Here is a 19,359-nt window from a genome sequence, read left to right on the forward strand (position 1 = left end):
CCTCGTCCTTCAACGGTGTTAGGTCACCCTATTTAAGCCGTTGACGCGGGCCGTTCTCCGGGGAGGGCGGTGACCGTCGACGGCAACCCGTACAGCGCGGTCGCGTTGCCGCGCATGATCCGCTCCCGTTGCGCCGCCGGGAAGCGATTGACCGCATAGGTCGGGGCGTCGTAGCTCCAGTGCGGATAGTCCGTCGAGAACATCAGGTTGTCGCCGAGGTCCATCATCTCCATGTATTCACGGAACTGGGTGACGTCGGTGTCCTCCAGCGGCTGGGTGGTGAAGCGGACGTGTTCGCGCACATAGTCCGATGGCCGGCGGCGGACGTGCGGCAGGTCGGCGCGGCGGGCTTCCCAGATCCGGTCCATCCGCCACATCACCGGCATCGCCCAGGTGAAGCCGCCCTCGACGAACACCACCCGCAGGTCGGGGTGCCGATCGAAAGCGCCGTCGAACACCAGGCTCATCAAATGCGACACATACAGCAACGGCCAGGAGGCGAAGAAGTCATGCCAGTGCGCCGGATTGCCGACCGGGTAGATCGGAATCAGCTCGAACGGCGTCTGACCCATCAAATGGGTGGCGACCGGCAAGCCGTTGGCCGCAGCTGCTGCGTACAGCGGGTCGAAATGCGGGTTGCCGAACGGTATTCCACGCGTCTGCGGGGTCATCAGCACCTGCGCCATGTACGGATGGCCGGCCCAGCGATGGATCTCCCGGGCCGCCTGCTCGGGCACCTGAGCGCTGACGCTGATCGATCCCCGCCAGCGACCGTGCGCGTTGTTGCGGTCCAACCAGACGTCGGCGAGCCAGTCGTTGTAGGTGGACTTCAGCACGTGCTCGGCTTGCGGCAGCTGCGCGTCGCACATCGGTTCCAGGGTGGCGATGCCGACCCCGGCGTCGACGAGCAGTTGCTTGGCCGCGTAGTCGGGGTCGGTACCGGCGAAGCCACCGCCGGGCGGGGCGGCGTCGACGCGCATGGAGAAGGTCTTGAACGAGTCGGGCGTGTCGTAGAAGTGCGGCAACGGGGTGACCGCGTTGCCGGTCGGCCAGATCTTGTCGACCCAGTCGGCCGGCGCATACGACTTCAGCACGTCGGTCGACACCGGCATCGGGTGCACATCGGTGTCGACGATCGCCACCGCGATCTCGGTTTGCGTCTCGACTCGTTCGATCGTCGTCATAATGCCGTTCCTTCGACCGGTGCTGTCAGTCCGTACAGCTCACTAGCGTTGCGCCACAACACATTATCGCGTTGGGAATCGTCCATTCCGGCCGCCGCGTCTGCCGGCGCGGTGGTGGACCAGTGCGGGTAGCCCGATCCGTACATCAGCAGGTCGGCCTTGCCGGAGAAGTCCATCCACCGCTGCATCTGACCGGGATCGGTTGGCCCGTCGAATGCCGACGAACAGAATCTGACATGGCCGGGCAGGTAGTCGCTGGGATAGCGGTCGACCCACGGCGTCTGATCGCGCATCGACAACCAGAACGTGTCCAGTCGCCACATCAGCGGGGTGAGGATGTCGTAGCCGCCGTCGGCGAAGACGAATGTGAGATCGGGATGCCGGCCGAACACGCCCTCGACGATGAGCGTCGCGAGATGCACGAAGTAGTTCAGCGGCATGAACGACGCGTAGCCGGGATAGGTGTGCGCATGACCGGCGAACGTCGGCGCGTAATCGACGCCGTTGCCGCCGTTGATATGCACCGCCACCGGAAGCCCGTGCGCGGCTGCGGCTTCCCAGATCGGCTCGAACATTGGCTTGCCGTAGGGCTCTCGGGACTGCAGCGGAATACCGACCTGCACCAGCTTCGGATGCGTCGCCAGCCGCTCGATCTCGGCCACCGCACCCTTGGGGTCTTCCGGGTTGACCCGGATGGTGCCGCGGAACCGGTTCGTGGTGTCCGATTCCAGCCACCGGTCCAGTAGCCAGTCGTTCACCGCGGCGCAGATCCGGCTGTTGAGTAGATAGTCGGCGATGTTGCCGCGGGTCAACGGGTTCAGCACGGCGTAATCGACGCCGGCGTCGTCAAACAGATGCCGGCTCACGGTCTCAGGATCGGAGCCCGGGTACTTCTCGCCGTAGAGGTCTTCGCGATAGTTGCCGCCGGGCGCCTGATACCACTGCTGTTCGACGTCGGGGATCGACCGGAGTCGATGAGCGGCGGGTAGGTACTTGCGGATTTCGGCGTTGTAGCGGAAATGCGGTTGGACATTCGCGTCGATGATCATGCGTTCAGGTACACCTGCCCATCGGCGACATCGACGCGGTAGGTGCGCACCCGCCGTTTCGGATCGGCCAGGTTCTGGCCCGTGGTCACATCGAATTCCCAATTGTGCCAAGGGCACCGAACGATCTGGCCGTCTTTTATCCGCCGTAGACCGCCGGGCTCGTCGGGTGCGGATTCGTTGGTGCCGCCAATCAGGCCCTCACACAACGGCGCACCCTCGTGGGAGCAGTAGTTGACGATGGCGTGCAGGGAACCGGCGACGTTGTACACCCCGACGCCGAACTTCCCGACGTCGACCAACTTCATCGCGCCCGGTGGTAGCTCGTCGAGGGAGCACACGAATCGACGTTCAAGCACGGATCAATACTGTCCTCGTTACGGTGACCGCCACAAGCCATTGGGCTTGGTTGCTATTTATACTATGATAGCGAAATTCCGAGCGCCCTTAAGGAGCGGCAATGACGCTGCGCACTGAACGCGAAGACGTTGGGGATGAGCCCGTCGTCTTGGACACCACCGGTGAGACCAGCCCCTATCCGTTCTTCGAATACATGCGGCGCACCGATCCGGTGTTCCACGGGTCGCTGATGGACCACGAACTCATGCCGCCGGAGTTGAAACCGGAAGACGAGTGGGTGCTGTTCGGCTACGACGGCGTCTTCCAGGCGTTCCGCGACGACAAGATCTTCACCTCCGCCGCCTACGACAAGACCATCGGGCTGGTGATGGGCCACATGATCCTGGCCATGGGCGGCAAAGAGCATCACGACCATAGAAGCCTGGTGGCAAGGGCATTTCGCGCCACCGCACTCGAACGCTGGGAGCCGTCGGTCATCGGCCCGGTCTGCGATCAGCTGATCGATGAGATCAAGAACGACGGTCACGCCGACCTGGTGAAGGCGCTGACGTTCGAGTTCCCCACCCGGATCATCTCCGAACTGCTCGGGCTGCCCCGCGAGGACCTCGACCTGTTCCGGCGGTTGTCGCTGGACATCATCTCGATCCCGACCGACATCATGGCGGGGCTCACCGCGGCCAACGAGCTGCACGACTACTTCCTCGACCAGGTCGAGCAGCGCCGTCGCAAGCTGACCAACGACATCATCGGTGATCTCGTCGCCGCGGAGATCGACGGCGAGAAGCTCACCGACGAAGCCATCATCGCGTTCCTGCGCCTGCTGCTGCCCGCCGGTCTGGAGACCACCTATCGCTCGTCGGGCAACCTGCTCTACCTGTTGCTCAACCACCCCGAGCAGTTGGCGATGGTTCGGCAGGACCGGTCGTTGATACCGGCGGCGATCGAAGAAGGGCTGCGCTACGAGACACCGCTCGTCATGGTCATGCGCACCACCACCGAGGACGTCGAGGTGGGCGGCCACACCATTCCGGCGAACGCGCAGGTCGATCTGTGCATGGGGTCGGCCAACCGCGACGAGAGCCGCTGGGACGACGCCAACACCTTCGACATCCATCGGCCTCGCCAAGCGCACATCTCGTTCGCCGGTGGGATCCACATGTGTCTCGGAATGCACCTGGCCCGGATGGAAACCCGGGTGATGCTGAACAGCTTGCTGGACCGGACCACGGACTTGGCGCTGATCGCCGACGACGGGACCGGCGAAGAGACCAAGATCGTGGGCCCGATCTTCCGCTCTCCCAACAAGCTTCCCGTGACCTTCGGCATCGCGTCGTGAAAAGCCACGCCGCGATCCTGCACGACGTCGGCGGCCCGTGGTCTGTCGAAGAATTCGAGTTGGACCCCCCGAAGGCCGGCGAAGTGCTCGTCGAGATGGCCGCCGCCGGCCTGTGTCACTCCGACGACCACATCCTCAAGGGCGACATGTCGGCGCCCAACGAGGTCATGCGATCCATGGGCCTGCCGACCATGTTCCCCATGATCGGCGGGCACGAGGGTTCGGGCATCGTGCGCGAAGTCGGGCAAGGCGTCACCGACTTCGCCCCCGGCGACCACGTGGTCATGTCCTTCGTCGCGGTGTGCGGCCAATGCCGTTGGTGTGCAACCGGAGCCGAGTACATCTGCGATGTCGGAATCGGCACCATGATCCCGGGCATGCCGACCGACGGGACATTCCGCCACCACACCACCGACGGGCGCAATCTCGGTCACATCGCCAAGGTCGGGACCTTCGCCCAACACACTGTGGTGTCGACGAATTCACTCGTGAAGATCGACAAGCAGCTGCCGCTGCTGCCCAGCGCGCTGCTGTCGTGCGCGATTCCGACCGGCTACGGATCGGTCGCCAACCGGTCCAACATGCGCGCCGGCGACACCGTCGTGGTGATCGGCGTCGGCGGCATCGGCACCGCGGCCATCCAAGGCGCCCGGATCAACGGCGCGGCGCAGATCGTCGCCGTCGATCCCGTTGAATTCAAACAGAAATCGGCACTGCAATTCGGCGCGACCCACAGCGTCGGGTCGGCCGAAGAGGCGATGGACTTGGTACGGGGACTGACCTACGGCGTGATGGCCGATGCGGTTGTGGTCTCACCGTCGCTGATGAGCCGCGAAGACGTTCGCGACGGGGTGGCCCTGACCCGCAAGGGCGGCACCTGCGTGCTGACCGGGATGACCTCGCAGCTGACCCACTCGGTCAAGATCAACTTGCAGGAATTCATCCTGATGAACAAGACGTTGGCGGGCACCATCTTTGGCTCGTGTAACCCGAAGGCCGACATCGACCGGTTGGCCAAGCTGTATCAGAGCGGCCAATTGCAGCTCGACGAGATGATCACCAGGCGATACCGCCTCGACGAGATCAACGACGCCTATGCCGACCTGCTAAACGGCGAAATCGTGCGCGGCGTCATCGATTACGGGGTGGCCTGACCTGCCGGCGTTGGTTCTGGTGCACGGCGGTGAGCATTCAGCCGATTGCTGGGATCTCACCGTCGACGAGCTCCGTCGCCTCGAGCCGAACTTACCGGTGCTGGCCGTCGACCTACCCGGCCACGGCGCGACGCCGGGAGATCTGACCTCGGTCAGCATCGCGGATTGTGTGCGGTCGGCGGTCCAGCAGATCGAGAACGCCGGGCTGCGCGAGGTGATCGTGGTCGGCCATTCGCTCGCGGGGCTGACGGTGCCCGGAATCGTGGCTGCGTTGGGGCGATCGCGGGTGCGCGAGATGATTTTGGCGGCGTCGTGCCTGCCGGTGCAGGGCGAGGCGATCGTCGACACGCTCGTCGGCCCGCTTGCCTGGTACGTACGCCGGACCGTGCGGCGCAAGAAGCTGCCCGTGACAACGCCGGATCTGTTGAGCACCTTGATTTTCTGCAATGGCATGACGCGGGAGCAGCGTCGCTTCACGCTGTCGCGGATACACGCCGAGGCAACGACGCTCATCGCCGAGCCGGTCGATCGCCGTGATCTGTCCGACGATGTTCCGCGGACGTGGATCCTGACCCTGCGTGATCACGCGCTATTTCGGCGCACCCAGTTGCGCAGCATCGCCGCGCTCGGCGGCGTCCACACGCTGATTCCGGTCGACACCTGCCACGACCTGATGATCAGCGAACCACGGCTGCTGGCCGAGATTCTGATCGAGCGCTGCCGACTGCGGTCCCGCGCGTAACCTGCGGCACGAAATCACTTGTGTCACTTTGGTTTCGCCTGTGGATAACTTTCTGCGGTTGTCGGTATTGTCCGTTATTATTCGAACATGCGTTCTAGGAGCCGTGAGGAGATCGTCGAGGTTCTCAACGCGCTCGAAGCGAACTACAAGAGCGCCTTGGATCTGACGTTTGACGTGCTGACCACCCCCGAACGGCTCAGGGTTCTGGAGCGGTGGGAGCAGATGCGCCGTTGCCAACCGGCCGTCGAACACCCGTTGATCAATCAGCTTGCCGCACAGGCTGACCCGACCGAATTGGGCGGCAAATTAGCCGGAGCATTGGCCGACCGGTTGCGGATCAGCCGCGCCGAAGCGTCGCGACGTATCCACGAGGCTGCCGACTTGGGTGATCGTCGCGCATTAAACGGCGAGGCTCTGCCGCCGGTGCTCGACGCCACCGCTGCCGCGCAGCGCAACGGCGACCTGGGCGCCGGTCACGTCGCTGTGATCCGGAGCTTCTGGCATCGGCTGCCCGACTTCGTCGACATCGAGACCCGCACCAAGGCCGAGGCGCAATTGACCCGCTTGGCCGTAGAGCACCGCCCCGATGAGTTGGCCAAGTTGGCCGACAAGCTCGCCGACTGCCTCAACCCCGACGGCGACTTCACCGACGTCGACCGCGCCAAACGGCGCGGCATCGCCATCGGTAAACAGGATCTCGACGGCATGAGCCCCATCACCGGATGGCTGACGCCGGAAGCCCGCGCAACGATCGATGCCGTGTTCGCCAAACTCGCAGCACCGGGGATGTGCAACTCCGCCGACGACGAGCCGTGTGTCAGCGGCACTCCGTCGCAGGCCGCCATCGACGACGACGCCCGCACCTCTGGGCAACGCAACCACGATGCGCTTCTTGCGTTGGCACGCAGCTCCTTAGCCTCCGGGGAGCTCGGTCAGCACAACGGCTTGCCCACCAGCATCGTGGTCACCACGACCCTGAAGGAGCTGGAGGCCGGCGCCGGGAAAGCCCTGACTGGCGGCGGCACACTGCTGCCGATGAGCGACGTGATCCGGCTCGCCAGGCACGCCCACCACTATCTGGCCATCTTCGACAAGGGCAAGGCCCTGGCGCTCTATCACACCAAACGCCTGGCCTCGCCTGCGCAGCGAATTGTGTTGTACGCCAAGGACCGCGGGTGCACCTTTCCCAACTGCGAAGTAGCTGGCTACTTCTGCGAAGTCCACCACTGCGACCCCTACGCCACCAACCCCGTCACCGACATCAACACCCTCGCCCTGGCCTGCGGCCCCAACCACAAACTCGCCGAACAAGGCTGGACGACACGGAAGAACCGGCATGGCGATACCGAGTGGATCCCGCCGCCGCATCTCGACCGGGGTCAGCCGCGGATTAACACCTTTCATCACCCCGAGAAGCTGCTACGGGACGACGAAGAGGATGGACCGTAGTCGACTCTTGTCGAGCTAACAGCCGTGTGACCTTGAAAACAATCGCACTGGTCGTTTGCCCCGAGCGTATGGTTTGCTGCATGCCGCTGCGTTACGTGGATCCGCATACGAAGCACGGCCGCTGGTATAGGGCCTTCGAAAGCTTCATCCGTTCGCGGTCGGGAGAGTTGTCGGTGCGTCACATCTTTTCTCACATCGACCCTTGGTTGTATCGCGCAACCGGCGGCCGCTATCCAGCGTTCCTGGGCGCACTGTCGACCGCGCCGCTGATGACGACCGGCGCTAAGTCGGGTCAGCCGCGAGAGCATCAGGTCAACTACTTCCACGACGGGACCGACGCCATCGTCATCGCATCCAATTACGGCGGGCCGAAGCACCCTGGGTGGTACTTCAACTTGAAGGCCCACGCTGAATGCGAACTGGGCGGTGAGAAGTTCTTCGCGACTGAGGTGACCGACCCGGACGACTACGCGCGCCTTTACGGACTGGCGGAGCAGGTCTACGCCGGTTGGGGCGACTACCGCCTTAAGACAGATCCCATTGGCCGCCGTATCCCGGTCTTCCGGCTCAAGCCAATCTAGCGAGACGCAGTCAAATTGACTGGTCAACAACGGGATTCGGACGCCGGATAGATGGACCAGCGACCAAAAACCGGCATGGCGATACGGAGTGGATCCCGCCTCCGCACTGTGGATTACGGGCAGGCCCGTAACCGAGGTTGCTCAGCGCAGCGAGTAGCGCACCGGTAGATGCTTGAGCCCGCCGACGAATGTAGTGGCGACATGTTCTGGGTCACCGTTCAATTCAATGGATTTCAACCTGGGCACCAGCTCGGTGAAGAAGCTGTTGACCTCCATGCGGGCCAGTGCGGCCCCCAGGCAGAAGTGCACGCCGTAACCGAAAGCCACATGCTTGTTGGGTTCGCGGCCGACGTCGAAGTGGAACGGGTCGGTGAATGCGTCCTCGTCCCGGTTGGCTGACACATACGACAACAGCACCGACTCCCCCGCCTCGATCGGCACCCCGCGCACCTCGGTGTCCTCGGCGGCGGTGCGCATGAATTCCTTGACCGGTGTGGCCCAGCGGATCATCTCCTCGGTTGCCAGCGGCATCAGATCGAGGTTGCCGCGCAATCGGTCGAGTTGGTCGGGGTTGTCGATCAACCCGTGCAAGCCACCGGAGATCGTCGCGCTGGTGGTGTCGTGGCCGGCGGTGGCCACGATCAGGTAGTAGGACACCGTCTCGATATCGGACAGCGGCTCGCCGTCGATGCGCGCGTTGGCGATTGCGGATGCCAGATCCTCGGTTGGGTGCTCGCGGCGCGCCGCGGTGACACCGTTGAAGTAGCCGAACATGTCGAGCAGCGCCGGCAACTGGTCCTCGTTGGAGCTTCCAAGTTTGAATTCGCTGTCATCGCTCCCGAACAACTCCTGGGTCAGCTTGAGCATCCGCGAGAAGTCCGATTCGGGAATTCCCAGCAGCGACATGATCACGAACAGCGGGTAGTTGACGGCGATCTCCTGGACGAAATCGCATTCCGGGCCATCCGCCAGCATCTTGTCGACGTAGGTCGTGGCGAGCTCGTCGACACGGACCTTCAGCGCCCGCATCGCCTTGGGCCGGAACCAATCCGCGCCGATCGCCCGCATCGCACGGTGCTGCGGATCGTCCAGGTGGATCAACGTGCGCACCCCCGCAGCGGCTGACATCTCGTCACCCTCCGTCGTGGTCAGCACCGGGCGCGGCCAGTTGGTGAACAGCGCGTTGTTGCGTTCGATGTCCATCACATCCGCATGCTTGGTGATCGCCCAGAACGGCCGGTAGTTCGGCACCTCGACCCGCGACACCGGAGCGTTGGCGCGCAAATGAGTCAGTGCCGCATGCAGTTTCGGTTCGTCGGCGTACGCTTGCGGATCGGCCAGAACCTTGGCGGCGTCATCCATCGTCGGCGTGCTCATCGGCAGCTCCTCATCGACGTAGCTCCTGTAGCACCGCGGCGACGGTGGCCGCGGGCATGGTTCGCGGAAATGTCGGCATCACCCGATCGATCACGCCGTCGCAGCGGTCGGCGATCGCGGCCGCGAGCTTATCGGTCGTTGCGACCGCGGCGAACGCGTGCAAGATGTCGTCGTCGACCAGCGTCGCCATGGCGTCCCACTCACCTTGCCGCGACAGCCGGTGCAACTCGTCGGCGACGTTGCCCCAGCCGTGCAATTCGAGCACTTTGCGGTAGGCCGGCGTCGAACCGTAGAACGCGATCTGCTTGCGGACTCCTGCTGCGCCGAGCCGTATCTCGTCCTCGTCGGCACCGGTCACGACGAACACCGGGCATGCCACCTGGAACGCGGACCGATCGCGGCCCGATCGCTGCAGGCCGCGCTCGAGCGACGGGACGGTGACCTCGTGCAGGTACCGCCGCGTCGTGAAAGCGTGCGCCAGTAGACCGTCGGCGACCTCACCGCACATTTCGGTCATCGCTTCACCGACCGCGGCGATGAATATCCTCGGTGCCGGAAACGGTTGGGGCTCAGGGGTAAACATCGGTGTCATCAACGTATGGGTGTAGAACTCGCCCTCGAACCGAAGTCGGCCGCCGTCTTTCCATGCTGACCAGATCGCCTGCAGCGCAAGAACGAACTCACGCATCCTGGCCACCGGATAGCTCCACGGCATGCTGAACCGCTTCTCGATATGCGGCTTGATCTGAGTGCCCAGGCCCAGAATGAAGCGGCCCTGTGAGTAGGTCTGCAGATCCCACGCGAGGTTGGCCACCGTCATCGGACTGCGAGCGAACGCCACCGCGATACTGGTTCCCAATTCCAGCCGCGAGGTGTGTTCGGCGGTCAGCAGCAAAGGCAGGAAAGGATCGTGGTTGATTTCGCCGGTCCAGCAGGCGTCGTAGCCCTGCCGCTCGAGCTCTTTCGCCAACTCCGGCACGCGGGCCAGATCGGTAAAGACGCCACCGTCGACCTTGAGGTGATGGCGCGTCATACTCGTGAAGTTACAGTAAGCAATTCGGTAGGGTCAATGTTCGCTGCGGATCACGACTTTCGAAGCGCGAGCCGGGCGTTGTCCCACGTCAGGATTCGTTCGTCGGGTAGGAAGCGCAGAAACACGTGCTCGGCGTAGTAGGCCTGCGAAGCTGCCGGCAAGGCGCCCGCCGGCGGGCGGAACGACGCATACTTGGCGTCGACGGCGGCCTCGATTCGGCCCCGGGCGTCGGAATCCTCCACGACCGCGACTCGTCCGGTGAAATGGACGCCGCGCAAATCGACGTACCGCTCCCCCGACTCGACGAGGAACGACGCCCGCGGGTCGTGCTGGACGCGCGCGATCTTCTTGGTGCCGACCGGGGTCATCAGCGCGATCGCATGGTCATCGACAACGAACCACACCGGAAGCGCAATCGGCATACCGTCGCGGCGAAGTGTGGTCAGAATTCCGGTATGCGCCGATTCAACGGCTTTCCATGCCTCGTCCTTGGTCAACCGGATGCCCATCGCCTCGCTCCCTCGCCGCGTTATCGGACGGCCGCTGGCCGCGCGCCTCTCGCAGACGCTACAGTAAGCACTTCAGTACCTGCCGGCCGACCAGTGAGGACGCCCCGATGACGAAGCCCCCCGACTGGCAGGAGACGCTCGACGATCTCGACCGTCGCCGCCGGCGCACCTGGGCGATGGGCGGTCCGGAGCGACTGGCCAAACACCGCGACAAGGGCAAACTCGATGCGCGGGCGCGCATCGAATACCTTTTGGATGCGGGGACGTTTCGCGAACTCGGCACGCTGGTCGGCGGCGAGGCCGCCGCGGACGGCATCATCGTCGGGTCCGGCTTGATCAACGGCTCACCGGTGATGCTCGGCGCCGAAGATTTCACCACGTTGGCGGGCAGCATCGGGCCGGGCGGAAACTCCAAGCGCTACCGCATCGCCGAACTGGCTCTGCGCGACAAGATTCCGTTGGTGATGCTGCTCGAGGGCGCGGGCTTTCGCCCGGGTGGTGGGCACTACGGGCGTTCCCCCACCGATCTACTTGCCCAGGCGCAATGCTCGGGCCGGGTGCCGACCGTCGCCGCTGTGTTGGGTCCGTCGGCCGGACACGGCGCACTGGTGGCACCGGTGTGCGATTTTCGCATCATGAGTGAGCAGGGTGCGATCTTCACCGCGGGGCCTCCGGTGGTGAAAGAGTCCACCGGAGAGGACATCTCGAAAGAGGACCTCGGCGGTCCCGGCGTCGCGCTACCGAGCGGGGTGATTCACAACGTCGCCGAGGACGACGAAGCGGTGCTCGACGACGTCCGCCGCTATCTGTCCTATTTCCCTTCCAGCGCTTGGTCATATCCGGCGTCGCTGCCCGATGACGAGACCTCCGCGCCACGGTCGCTACCGGAATTGATCGACATCGTCTCGCGCGACAACCGCCGCGTCTACGACATGCGCGGTGTGCTCGATGTGATTTTCGACCGCCCCGACTGGTTCGAGGTTCAACCGCGATTCGGCAAGGCGGTCATCTGCGCGCTGGCCCACCTCGGCGGCCATCCGGTCGCGGTGGTGGCCAATCAGCCCAAGGTGCTGGCGGGTTCCATTGATGCTGACGCCGCGGACAAGGCGGCGCATTTCATCATGGTGGCCGACTCGTTTCACCTGCCCATCCTCTTCCTGGCCGACAACCCCGGCATGCTGCCCGGAAGTCGCTCTGAGCGCAGTGGCGTGCTGCGCGCGGGCGCGCGGATGTTCGCCGCCCAGACGGCGGCCAGCACGGTCAAGCTACACGTGACGCTGCGTAAGGCCTACGGATTCGGTTCAATGGTCATGTCGCTGTTGAGTTTTGACGGCCAAGGCGCAACCTTCGCCTATCCCGGTGCGACGATGGGCGCGATGAGCGCGGCGGCGCTGAGCAAGGCATCGCATGCCGGCGAAGACCTCACCGCTCAACTGCGGGATGCCGAATTGCAGGCGTCGTACCGGTCGGCCGAGCACATGGGCTTCGACGAACTCATCGACCCCCGCGAGACACGAGACGCGCTATTGGCTGCCCTGCGCCGAGGACTGTCGAGCCGGCAGGCTGCCGCCGAACCGGTGAGCCGCACTGTCATCATGCCGTAGGTGAGCGACCGAGTTCGCTTGCAGCGCTGGCCAGGTCAGCGGCTGGCTCGGTAGGCGGCGACGATCGGCTCGAGTTCATCGGGCGTCGCGCCGTGCATGATCAGCGCGTCGGCCCCGTAGCCGAATTCCTTGTCGATCCGGTCCACGCATTGCTGGGCCGACCCGGTTGCCGACGGCTCCAGCCACTCGTCGGGGATCAGCGTCGCGATGTGCTCGATCTGCTCGGGTGTGGCTTTGTGGTCGATTCCGCCGGCGATCGACGTCACCACCGTGTCGGCCCGAAACCGCTGCAGGACAGCAGGGTCCCAATTATTGGTCCGCACCAACAGGTCGCCGTATCCCTGAAGGTATGTGGCGAGTCGCGCGACGGTCTTCTTCAACCGCAGCTGCTCCGGCAGATGGTCGCCAACCGTGGCGAAGCAGGACCACACTCGTACGCTGTCCGGGTCGCGTCCGGCCTTCTCGGCAGCGGACTTCACTGTCGTCACACAGCGCTGCAGAGTTTCCGGTGTGAAGTAGGTGTGCAGGATGACGTCATCGAAAACCCTGCCGCCCAACGACAGTGTGTTCGGCCCGAACGCCACCAGGGCCAGGCGGATGTCCTCCCTGAAGTCGGGATCGAGAAAAAGGATGGGGTACTTGCCCATTGGCCCGTCATGGTTGAAGATCACCTCGCCGTGCCACAACCGGCGCATAACCTGGGCCCAATCCTCCATCTGTGCGGTCGTCACCGGCGGGATGCCGAAGGCCCCGTAGATCGCGGCGATGCCGCGGCCCACGCCGAGCGTGAAGCGACCACCGGACAGCCGGTGCATCGTCGTCGCCCAGGATCCGGTGATCAAGGGGTGCCGGGTGTTGTGATTGGTTGCGGCGGTGGCGATCTGCATCCGGCTGGTGACGGCGCATGCGGCACCGACCAGAGACGACGCCTCTTTGACGTTCCAGCGTTCGGAGATGAATGCGGTGCCGAAGCCCAACTCCTCGCCGCGTCGCGCCTCGTCCATCAACGTGGCCGGGCCTTCGCCGCCGGCTCCCGCCAACAGGTAGTAACCCAATTCGTCGAGCGGTCGATCGGTCAACGCCAAACTCCTTGCTTGTAGCCACAATTCCAGACTTCGATGATTTTGCCGGCCACGACACGGAAGATCTCCATGCTGCCGACGTCAACATTGGTGCCATCCTTGAGCGTCATCGGAGACTGATAGACGATGGCAACGTGTTCGCCATCGTCGCCGGCCACCACCAGGTTCAGGTCGAACCTGATGGCCTTGAACATGCCCCAGTGATCGATGATGCGATCGACGGCCGCCCGGTGCGAGAGCACTACCGCCTCACCCACCTCGTGCCGGATGACCGTGTCGCCGATCAACTCCTCGGCGAGCGCGAAGTCGCGCTCATTCCACACCACGAGGTTGTAGAGTTCGACGACCTCGCGCGCCGTGCGCGTCGGGCACAGCGGTTCGTTCGCGCTCATTCAGCAGTACGGCTTTCCGCGCCTTCAGTAACAGTAAGCAGAAACCGCTCGGTCACCCGCTGCACCCGCCTGGAGAAGATATGTCCGACGTGGCTGCCGTCATACCAGTACAGTTCGCCATTCCAGCGTTCGTGCAGAGCGATTGCGGGTTCTCGCATGGCCATCCGGTCATGCCATGCGCCGACGATGAGCCGCTGGTGCGGCGGTGGCGCGGGGTCGGCGGCCAACGGGTCGATCACCGAGGTGAGCTTCGAGACTTCCGGGGAGGCCAGCAGGTCACGGTATCCGTCGCGCGACGACCCCCAGCGACCCAGGTGCCGTGCGATCATCGCGTTCAGCCCCAGAATCGGGGTGTACAGAGCCACAGCGTCGATCTGCCGCTCCAAGTGCGACACCAGCGCGGCCACCGGAGTGCCCATCGAAATCCCGGCCACCACAACGGCGGTGGCTTGCGGCTGCACCCATCTGACGACGGCCCGGACCTCCGACACCGCACGCATCATCCCGGCGACGTTGCCCAGCGGATCCATGTCCGGATACGCCGGCCACTCGCGGCGCCGGCAGCCGTGGCCGGGCTGCACCGGCATCGCGACGTTGAAGCCCAGCCTGTGGTGGATGTGTCCGATACGAGACAGCACCAGGTCTTCGGTGCCGCCCTGGCCGGCGCCGTGCACCCACACCAGCCACGGCCGCGGTCCGTCGTCGTGCCGGCACAGGTGTACCGCTGCGCAGGCTGGTCTGCTCAGACCCTCGGCCGCCAAGGTCTCGGGCAGCGCCGGATCATGGTCGAACCTCATCCGCTCGTAGGCCAACCGGCCGATGCTGTGCTGCCGCAGCGTCTTCACCTGTAGTGGTTCCGGTTCGGCGTGGGCGCCGTCGACTCCCAGCGCCGCCAGTTCCTCGGCCGCGGCGCTGCACTCGGCCGGTGTGCGCAGCTCGGCCGGATCACCGCCCAGCAGCGAAAACCCGGACAGCACAAGCTCGTCCAGCATGGCCTCGCCGAACTGTCGTGCGCCGCGCGGCGTCATCGGTGTCCATCCGGTCGATTCGTTGAGGCCGGTCACGGTGCGCGGCACCACCATGCCGAACTCGCGTGCGATGCGCGTCGCCAGCGATATGCCGTTCATCTAAGCCAACTTGAAGCCGGTGTATCCGGCCGTCGCGATGTCGTCGCAACGGCGCCGGTATTCGGGGATTCCGCCGGTATAGCCCATGTACATCCGTTTCTTGCCGGGCACGTTGCCGCCGTTGTACCAGGAGTTGCAGGACGGGTGGAGCAGTACGGTGGCCGCGACCAGCGAGGTGGCGTGGTCAATCCACTCCTGTTGCGCGGTCGCCAACGCCTCGATAGTGCGAATACCGTTGGCACGCAGATACTCCAAGCAGTCGCTGATCCACTCGACGTGCTGTTCCAAGGCAGCGACGAAGTTGCTGGAGGGGCTCGGACCGCCCGGGCCCTGGATGGTGAAAAGGTTCGGGAAACCGGCAACCGCCAGGCCCAGGTAAGACAACGGACCCTCGCTGGCCCAGAACTCGCGCAGCGACCGGCCGTCGCGACCGCGCACATCGATACGGCTGAGTGCACCGGTCATCGCGTCAAATCCGGTGGCATAAATGATGACGTCCAGTTCGTGGGACTCGTTCTCGGTGCGGATGCCGGTTGTCGTCACCTCGCGAATCGGCGACTTTCGCAGGTCGACCAGGGTGACGTTATCCCGGTTGAACGTCTGGTAATAGCCCTGGTCGATGATCGGCCGTTTGCACGCGAATGGATGGTCGGGCACCAACGACGCCGCGGTCTCGGGGTCTTTGACGATTCGGGCCACCGCCTCGCCGTACAGTTTGGCTGCCATCCGGTTGGCATCGATGTCGAAGAAGATGTCGCTCCAGTTCAGCGCACCCAATATGCCGTTCTCATCGATGGCGCGTAGTTGGTCCTCGCGCGGGGCCGCCTTCAGCGGCGGGCTAGCGAGCATGTCCAGCAGCACCGAGAAGGCGCTGAGCCGCGCGGCACCGATCGGGTGTTCGCGCTGAGCCGCTCGGATCTCGCCGTAACGGGCCTTCATCTCGTCCAGTTCGCCGGGCTCGAAGGGGCGCACCTGCCACGGCAACGTGTATGTAGGTGAGCGCTGGAATACTGAGAGCTGCAACGCGTCCCGAGCCACCACCGGTATGAGTTGAACACCGCTCGAGCCCGTGCCGATGACGCCGACCCGCTTCCCGGTCAGATCGACGCCCTCTTTCGGCCATCTGCTGGTGAACAGCGAGGTTCCGGCGAAGTTCGCCATCCCGGGTATGTCGGGTTCCAGCGGCACCGACAAGATCCCGGAGGCGGCCACGACAAAGGGGGCGGTGAAAGATTCGCCAACTCCGGTCCGGGCCGTCCAGGCCGCCGCCTGCTCGTCGAAGGTCATCCCAACGACCTCGGTGCTGAACTGGATGTCGCGGCGAAGGTCGAGTCGGTCGGCGACGAAGTTCAGGTAGGCCTCGATCTCGGGCTGGGCCGGCATCGTCTCCGTCCACACCCAGTCCTGCTGGATCTCTTCGGAGAAGCTGTACGAATACTCGATGCTCTCGATGTCACAACGTGCACCGGGATACCGGTTGTAGAACCACGTGCCGCCGACGTTTTCAGCCTTCTCCAACACGCGGGTCCGAAACCCGCTCTGCCGCAGCCGATGCAGGGCGTACAGGCCCGAAAAGCCCGCGCCGATGACCAGCACGTCGAAGTCCGGCGCGGCGTCAGACATCGGCACCGCTGATCTGCTGGATGGTCCTGGTGAGATGCAGGGTCTTGATCCGCCAGGCGCCGTCCTGCTTTTCATAGGTCTCGTGGTAGTGGCCGGCACCGTGCAACTCGTTGCCGTTGCCGAAGATGATCCAGTCCTCCATTGCCCAGATGCCGGTGGCGGTGACCGGTGACGTGAGGGTGATCTCCGGGGTGTGGCAGTGGTGCATGGTGGCGGCGTTCTCCAGGCTGGCCAGCACCATGGACACGAAGGTGTCGGCGCCTTCCACCGGCGGAGCCGTCCTCGGATCCGCTCCGCCGGTGGACACCGCCGTGTCCAGCAGGACCACCACGTCGTCGCTGAATACGCTGCGCCACCCGTCGGGGTCCTTGGCATCGAGGAAGCGGCAATAACGCGCTTTCAACTGCCGAATCGCTTCGAGTTCGTCTGCCACGCTGCAACGCCTCCTCGCCCTGGAATGCATACTGTAACGTATTTAGTATCCCCGCCACGAGCGCTTGAGGAGCCGGTGTGAAAGTTCCATTCACCTGGAAAGTCACCGGTTGGTTCATGGTCGGATGGTCCCCGGAATTCCCAATCGGCGAGGTCCGGCCGTTGCGCTATTTCGGTGAAGACCTGGTTGCCTACCGCGACGACGACGGCGAGCTGCACGTCCTGGAAGGACATTGCAAACACCTCGGCGCCCACATCGGCCACGGCGGCACGGTTGTCGGCGACTGCGTGCAGTGCCCGTTCCACGGATGGCGGTGGGGACCCGACGGCACCAATCGATACATCCCGTATCAGCCGGACCGACCGAACCGCGCACTACGACTGCGGGTCTTCCCGGTCCGCGAGCAACACGACTGCGTGTTCATCTGGCATCAGCCGGACGGCAAGGAACCGCAGTGGGAGATGCCGGACATCTTCGATAAGTTCCCGCAATTCGACACCGATCCCGCCGCCTACTACCGCGCGTACCCGGAGTTCTCCCGACGGGCCGAGCGCGAACCGGTGCATCCGCAGATCGTTGCCGAGAATGCGCCCGACAGTGCACATTTCGAATATGTGCACCACGCGACGGTCACGCCCCGAGTGTTGGACTGGAAGATCGTCGACCACGAATGGCAATTCGTCGCGGGATGGCCGGACGCGCGCAGCGAGAACCCGGACGATCTCGCGTTGCGGTTTCACAGCCACCTGTTCGGACTCGGCGGCGCGATCAGCGTCTTCGAGGGCGCCCAGAATCACCGGCTGATCTTCACCTGCACGCCGGTCGACGACGAGTGTTCGGACCTGTTCTATTCGATCTGGTGGCCGCGAATCCCCGGCGACCGCTCCGACCTACCGCACGGCGAACTGCGCGACACCATCGAAAAGCACTTCCTGTCCACGGTCTTCGACGATCTGCAGATCTGGCGCTACCAGAAGTACGTGGAGAACCCGGCACTGTCCAAGACCGACGCGAAAGGTTATATGGCGCTGCGTAAGTGGGCTACTCAATTCTACGAAGTGCCGGCATGACCGCCCTGTCGGAGATCGCGGCGCCGCACCATACCGCGATCGTCACCCAGGAATGTCAGGGCGCGGTCATCGGGCCGGATGCCGGGCTCGCGATGCTCGCCGATGAAGCACGCCGGGTCGCACTGCCCAACATCACCAAGCTGCTGCCCGTCGCCCGGGCCGCGGGCGTGCGGGTGGTGCACTGCGTGGTGCAGCGACGACCCGACGGCCTCGGCTCGAACCACAACGCCAAGATCTTCGCCATCGGACGCGGCGAGGTGAATATCCTTCCAGGCACGCCCGGTGCGGCGGTGCTGCCCGAATTAGGGCCAGAACCAACAGATCTCGTCCTCAGCAGATGGCATGGCGTCGGCCCGATGGGCGGCACCGACCTCGACGCGGTGCTGCGCAACCTCGGCGTGTCAACCATCGTGGTGGTCGGTGTCTCGCTGAATATCGCGATCCCCAACATCGTCATGGATGCGGTCAACGCCGCGTACCGCGTCGTTCTGCCGCGCGATGCCGTCGCCGGCATCCCCGCCGAATACGGTGAGGCGATCATCGACAACACGCTGTCGCTGCTGGCCACCATCACCACCACCGACGAGTTGCTCCGCACTTGGAGCGGGCCTGATAAGAAGACTTCGTGACCGAAGCCTCGAAGACCGCGTCCGCCAGCCGTGGCGGATTCCCCGATGTCCGGCCGGTCGAGGACGCCCCGCCCGAACTGGGCCGCTTTGTCGCAGCGCTGCACCGTCTGCAGGATCTGACCGTCTCGACCCGGCCGGACCCTGCGCTGTGGGCTGCCGCGGCCGAGCACGTGGAAAGCGCCGGCGCACTGCTCGACGGCCACCAGGTTTCGGAAGTCGAAGCGGTGGCCGGCCGGGTGCTCAGCCTGCCCGGGTTGGGCCATCCGCTGTTACCGCCGTGGACCATCACGAGCGCCGGACCCGACGGTGTCACGATGGCCGGGCACTTCACCCAATCCCATGTCGGCGGCAACCAGGCCGTGCACGGCGGCATGATCCCGCTGTTGTACGACTGGCTTTGCGGGATGGTGGTGACGTGTGCCGAGATTCGGCCTACCCGGACCGCGTACCTGCACGTCGACTACCGCAAGATCACGCCGATCGACGAGCCGTTGACGGCTCACGGCCGGGTCTCCGAGCTCGACGGCAGAAAAGCATTCGTCACCGCCACCATGACCGCGGCCGACGGTACCGTGCTCACCGAAGCCAACGGTCTGATGGTTCGTTTACTTCCGCACCAGCCGTGAGA

At 64.5% G+C, this 19,359-nt stretch carries 20 protein-coding genes; 9 read left to right on the forward strand and 11 right to left on the reverse strand.

What is annotated here, in order from left to right; all coding sequences use genetic code 11:
• Nucleotides 1–32: 32 nt before the first annotated feature.
• The 3 genes from G6N27_RS08165 to G6N27_RS08175 are packed head-to-tail and all read right to left on the reverse strand — an operon-like array spanning nt 33 to nt 2,589.
• Nucleotides 33–1,184 (reverse strand): amidohydrolase family protein, encoded by a 1,152-nt coding sequence (locus G6N27_RS08165; protein ID WP_163775882.1) that lies wholly within the window; start codon nt 1,182–1,184, stop codon nt 33–35.
• On the reverse strand, nt 1,181–2,233 hold the full coding sequence (locus G6N27_RS08170; RefSeq protein WP_163775883.1) for an amidohydrolase family protein: 1,053 nt from the start codon (nt 2,231–2,233) through the stop codon (nt 1,181–1,183). The genes G6N27_RS08165 and G6N27_RS08170 overlap by 4 nt, the downstream gene beginning before the upstream one ends.
• Nucleotides 2,230–2,589 (reverse strand): Rieske (2Fe-2S) protein, encoded by a 360-nt coding sequence (locus G6N27_RS08175; RefSeq protein WP_163775884.1) that lies wholly within the window; start codon nt 2,587–2,589, stop codon nt 2,230–2,232. The genes G6N27_RS08170 and G6N27_RS08175 overlap by 4 nt, the downstream gene beginning before the upstream one ends.
• Nucleotides 2,590–2,690: 101 nt before the next feature.
• Between G6N27_RS08175 and G6N27_RS08180 the strand changes: the two genes are divergently transcribed.
• The 5 genes from G6N27_RS08180 (at nt 2,691) to G6N27_RS08200 (ending at nt 7,852) form a co-directional block, all read left to right on the forward strand.
• Complete coding sequence (locus G6N27_RS08180; RefSeq protein WP_163775885.1) at nt 2,691–3,926, forward strand: cytochrome P450; 1,236 nt, start codon at nt 2,691–2,693, stop codon at nt 3,924–3,926.
• Nucleotides 3,923–5,080, forward strand: coding sequence for a Zn-dependent alcohol dehydrogenase (locus G6N27_RS08185; protein ID WP_163775886.1), 1,158 nt, complete (start codon nt 3,923–3,925; stop codon nt 5,078–5,080). Before G6N27_RS08180 ends, G6N27_RS08185 begins: the two co-directional genes overlap by 4 nt.
• Nucleotides 5,081–5,099: 19 nt before the next feature.
• Nucleotides 5,100–5,822, forward strand: coding sequence for an alpha/beta fold hydrolase (locus tag G6N27_RS08190; protein WP_308207501.1), 723 nt, complete (start codon nt 5,100–5,102; stop codon nt 5,820–5,822).
• An 87-nt stretch (nt 5,823–5,909) separates the two neighbouring features.
• The gene (locus G6N27_RS08195; RefSeq protein ID WP_163775887.1) at nt 5,910–7,271 is read left to right on the forward strand and encodes an HNH endonuclease signature motif containing protein; all 1,362 of its coding nucleotides are present in this window, start codon (nt 5,910–5,912) and stop codon (nt 7,269–7,271) included.
• A gap of 80 nt (nt 7,272–7,351) precedes the next feature.
• The gene (locus G6N27_RS08200) at nt 7,352–7,852 is read left to right on the forward strand and encodes a nitroreductase/quinone reductase family protein (RefSeq protein ID WP_163775888.1); all 501 of its coding nucleotides are present in this window, start codon (nt 7,352–7,354) and stop codon (nt 7,850–7,852) included.
• A 141-nt stretch (nt 7,853–7,993) separates the two neighbouring features.
• On the opposite strand, the gene G6N27_RS08205 is transcribed toward G6N27_RS08200, so the two are convergent.
• Genes G6N27_RS08205 through G6N27_RS08215 form a run of 3 tightly spaced genes read right to left on the reverse strand, consistent with a single transcriptional unit; the run spans nt 7,994 to nt 10,771 of the window.
• Nucleotides 7,994–9,214: a cytochrome P450 gene (locus G6N27_RS08205; protein WP_163781518.1), complete on the reverse strand. Its 1,221-nt coding sequence runs from the start codon at nt 9,212–9,214 to the stop codon at nt 7,994–7,996.
• 25 nt (nt 9,215–9,239) lie between these two features.
• Nucleotides 9,240–10,262, reverse strand: a complete 1,023-nt coding sequence (locus G6N27_RS08210; protein ID WP_163775889.1) for an LLM class F420-dependent oxidoreductase — start codon at nt 10,260–10,262, stop codon at nt 9,240–9,242.
• A gap of 50 nt (nt 10,263–10,312) precedes the next feature.
• Nucleotides 10,313–10,771, reverse strand: coding sequence for a pyridoxamine 5'-phosphate oxidase family protein (locus G6N27_RS08215; protein ID WP_163775890.1), 459 nt, complete (start codon nt 10,769–10,771; stop codon nt 10,313–10,315).
• Between the two features lie 107 nt (nt 10,772–10,878).
• Here G6N27_RS08215 and G6N27_RS08220 point away from each other — a divergent pair, with 107 nt between their 5' ends.
• The gene (locus G6N27_RS08220) at nt 10,879–12,375 is read left to right on the forward strand and encodes an acyl-CoA carboxylase subunit beta (RefSeq protein WP_163775891.1); all 1,497 of its coding nucleotides are present in this window, start codon (nt 10,879–10,881) and stop codon (nt 12,373–12,375) included.
• 35 nt (nt 12,376–12,410) lie between these two features.
• Here G6N27_RS08220 and G6N27_RS08225 read toward each other — a convergent pair whose 3' ends face one another.
• The 5 genes from G6N27_RS08225 to G6N27_RS08245 are packed head-to-tail and all read right to left on the reverse strand — an operon-like array spanning nt 12,411 to nt 17,032.
• Complete coding sequence (locus G6N27_RS08225; RefSeq protein ID WP_163775892.1) at nt 12,411–13,454, reverse strand: TIGR03857 family LLM class F420-dependent oxidoreductase; 1,044 nt, start codon at nt 13,452–13,454, stop codon at nt 12,411–12,413.
• Nucleotides 13,451–13,849 carry a nuclear transport factor 2 family protein gene (locus tag G6N27_RS08230; RefSeq protein WP_163775893.1) on the reverse strand — a complete coding sequence of 133 codons (399 nt, stop codon included), beginning with the start codon at nt 13,847–13,849 and terminating at the stop codon, nt 13,451–13,453. The genes G6N27_RS08225 and G6N27_RS08230 overlap by 4 nt, the downstream gene beginning before the upstream one ends.
• On the reverse strand, nt 13,846–14,976 hold the full coding sequence (locus tag G6N27_RS08235; RefSeq protein ID WP_163775894.1) for a PHB depolymerase family esterase: 1,131 nt from the start codon (nt 14,974–14,976) through the stop codon (nt 13,846–13,848). Before G6N27_RS08235 ends, G6N27_RS08230 begins: the two co-directional genes overlap by 4 nt.
• Nucleotides 14,977–16,599, reverse strand: coding sequence for a flavin-containing monooxygenase (locus G6N27_RS08240; RefSeq protein ID WP_163775895.1), 1,623 nt, complete (start codon nt 16,597–16,599; stop codon nt 14,977–14,979).
• Entirely contained in the window at nt 16,592–17,032 is a 441-nt protein-coding gene (locus tag G6N27_RS08245) for a nuclear transport factor 2 family protein (protein ID WP_170308162.1), read from the reverse strand. The genes G6N27_RS08240 and G6N27_RS08245 overlap by 8 nt, the downstream gene beginning before the upstream one ends.
• Nucleotides 17,033–17,109: 77 nt before the next feature.
• Between G6N27_RS08245 and G6N27_RS08250 the strand changes: the two genes are divergently transcribed.
• From G6N27_RS08250 to G6N27_RS08260, 3 genes are read left to right on the forward strand one after another with little or no spacing between them, the layout of a single operon-like run.
• Nucleotides 17,110–18,102, forward strand: a complete 993-nt coding sequence (locus G6N27_RS08250) for a Rieske 2Fe-2S domain-containing protein (RefSeq protein ID WP_163775897.1) — start codon at nt 17,110–17,112, stop codon at nt 18,100–18,102.
• Nucleotides 18,099–18,731 (forward strand): cysteine hydrolase, encoded by a 633-nt coding sequence (locus tag G6N27_RS08255; protein ID WP_163775898.1) that lies wholly within the window; start codon nt 18,099–18,101, stop codon nt 18,729–18,731. The genes G6N27_RS08250 and G6N27_RS08255 overlap by 4 nt, the downstream gene beginning before the upstream one ends.
• Nucleotides 18,728–19,357 (forward strand): PaaI family thioesterase, encoded by a 630-nt coding sequence (locus G6N27_RS08260; RefSeq protein WP_163775899.1) that lies wholly within the window; start codon nt 18,728–18,730, stop codon nt 19,355–19,357. The genes G6N27_RS08255 and G6N27_RS08260 overlap by 4 nt, the downstream gene beginning before the upstream one ends.
• Nucleotides 19,358–19,359 lie beyond the last annotated feature (2 nt).

Source organism: Mycobacterium cookii (assembly GCF_010727945.1).
GTDB lineage: Bacteria > Actinomycetota > Actinomycetes > Mycobacteriales > Mycobacteriaceae > Mycobacterium > Mycobacterium cookii.

Bases quoted from the DNA above. Each gene is read 5' to 3' on its own strand.
- G6N27_RS08200 (WP_163775888.1), top strand. From the start codon at position 7,352: ATGCCGCTGCGTTACGTGGATCCGCATACGAAGCACGGCCGCTGGTAT.
- G6N27_RS08205 (WP_163781518.1), bottom strand. From the start codon at position 9,214: ATGGATGACGCCGCCAAGGTTCTGGCCGATCCGCAAGCGTACGCCGAC.
- G6N27_RS08195 (WP_163775887.1), top strand. From the start codon at position 5,910: ATGCGTTCTAGGAGCCGTGAGGAGATCGTCGAGGTTCTCAACGCGCTC.
- G6N27_RS08240 (WP_163775895.1), bottom strand. From the start codon at position 16,599: ATGTCTGACGCCGCGCCGGACTTCGACGTGCTGGTCATCGGCGCGGGC.
- G6N27_RS08210 (WP_163775889.1), bottom strand. From the start codon at position 10,262: ATGACGCGCCATCACCTCAAGGTCGACGGTGGCGTCTTTACCGATCTG.
- G6N27_RS08255 (WP_163775898.1), top strand. From the start codon at position 18,099: ATGACCGCCCTGTCGGAGATCGCGGCGCCGCACCATACCGCGATCGTC.
- G6N27_RS08230 (WP_163775893.1), bottom strand. From the start codon at position 13,849: ATGAGCGCGAACGAACCGCTGTGCCCGACGCGCACGGCGCGCGAGGTC.
- G6N27_RS08220 (WP_163775891.1), top strand. From the start codon at position 10,879: ATGACGAAGCCCCCCGACTGGCAGGAGACGCTCGACGATCTCGACCGT.
- G6N27_RS08165 (WP_163775882.1), bottom strand. From the start codon at position 1,184: ATGACGACGATCGAACGAGTCGAGACGCAAACCGAGATCGCGGTGGCG.
- G6N27_RS08235 (WP_163775894.1), bottom strand. From the start codon at position 14,976: ATGAACGGCATATCGCTGGCGACGCGCATCGCACGCGAGTTCGGCATG.
- G6N27_RS08215 (WP_163775890.1), bottom strand. From the start codon at position 10,771: ATGGGCATCCGGTTGACCAAGGACGAGGCATGGAAAGCCGTTGAATCG.
- G6N27_RS08170 (WP_163775883.1), bottom strand. From the start codon at position 2,233: ATGATCATCGACGCGAATGTCCAACCGCATTTCCGCTACAACGCCGAA.
- G6N27_RS08180 (WP_163775885.1), top strand. From the start codon at position 2,691: ATGACGCTGCGCACTGAACGCGAAGACGTTGGGGATGAGCCCGTCGTC.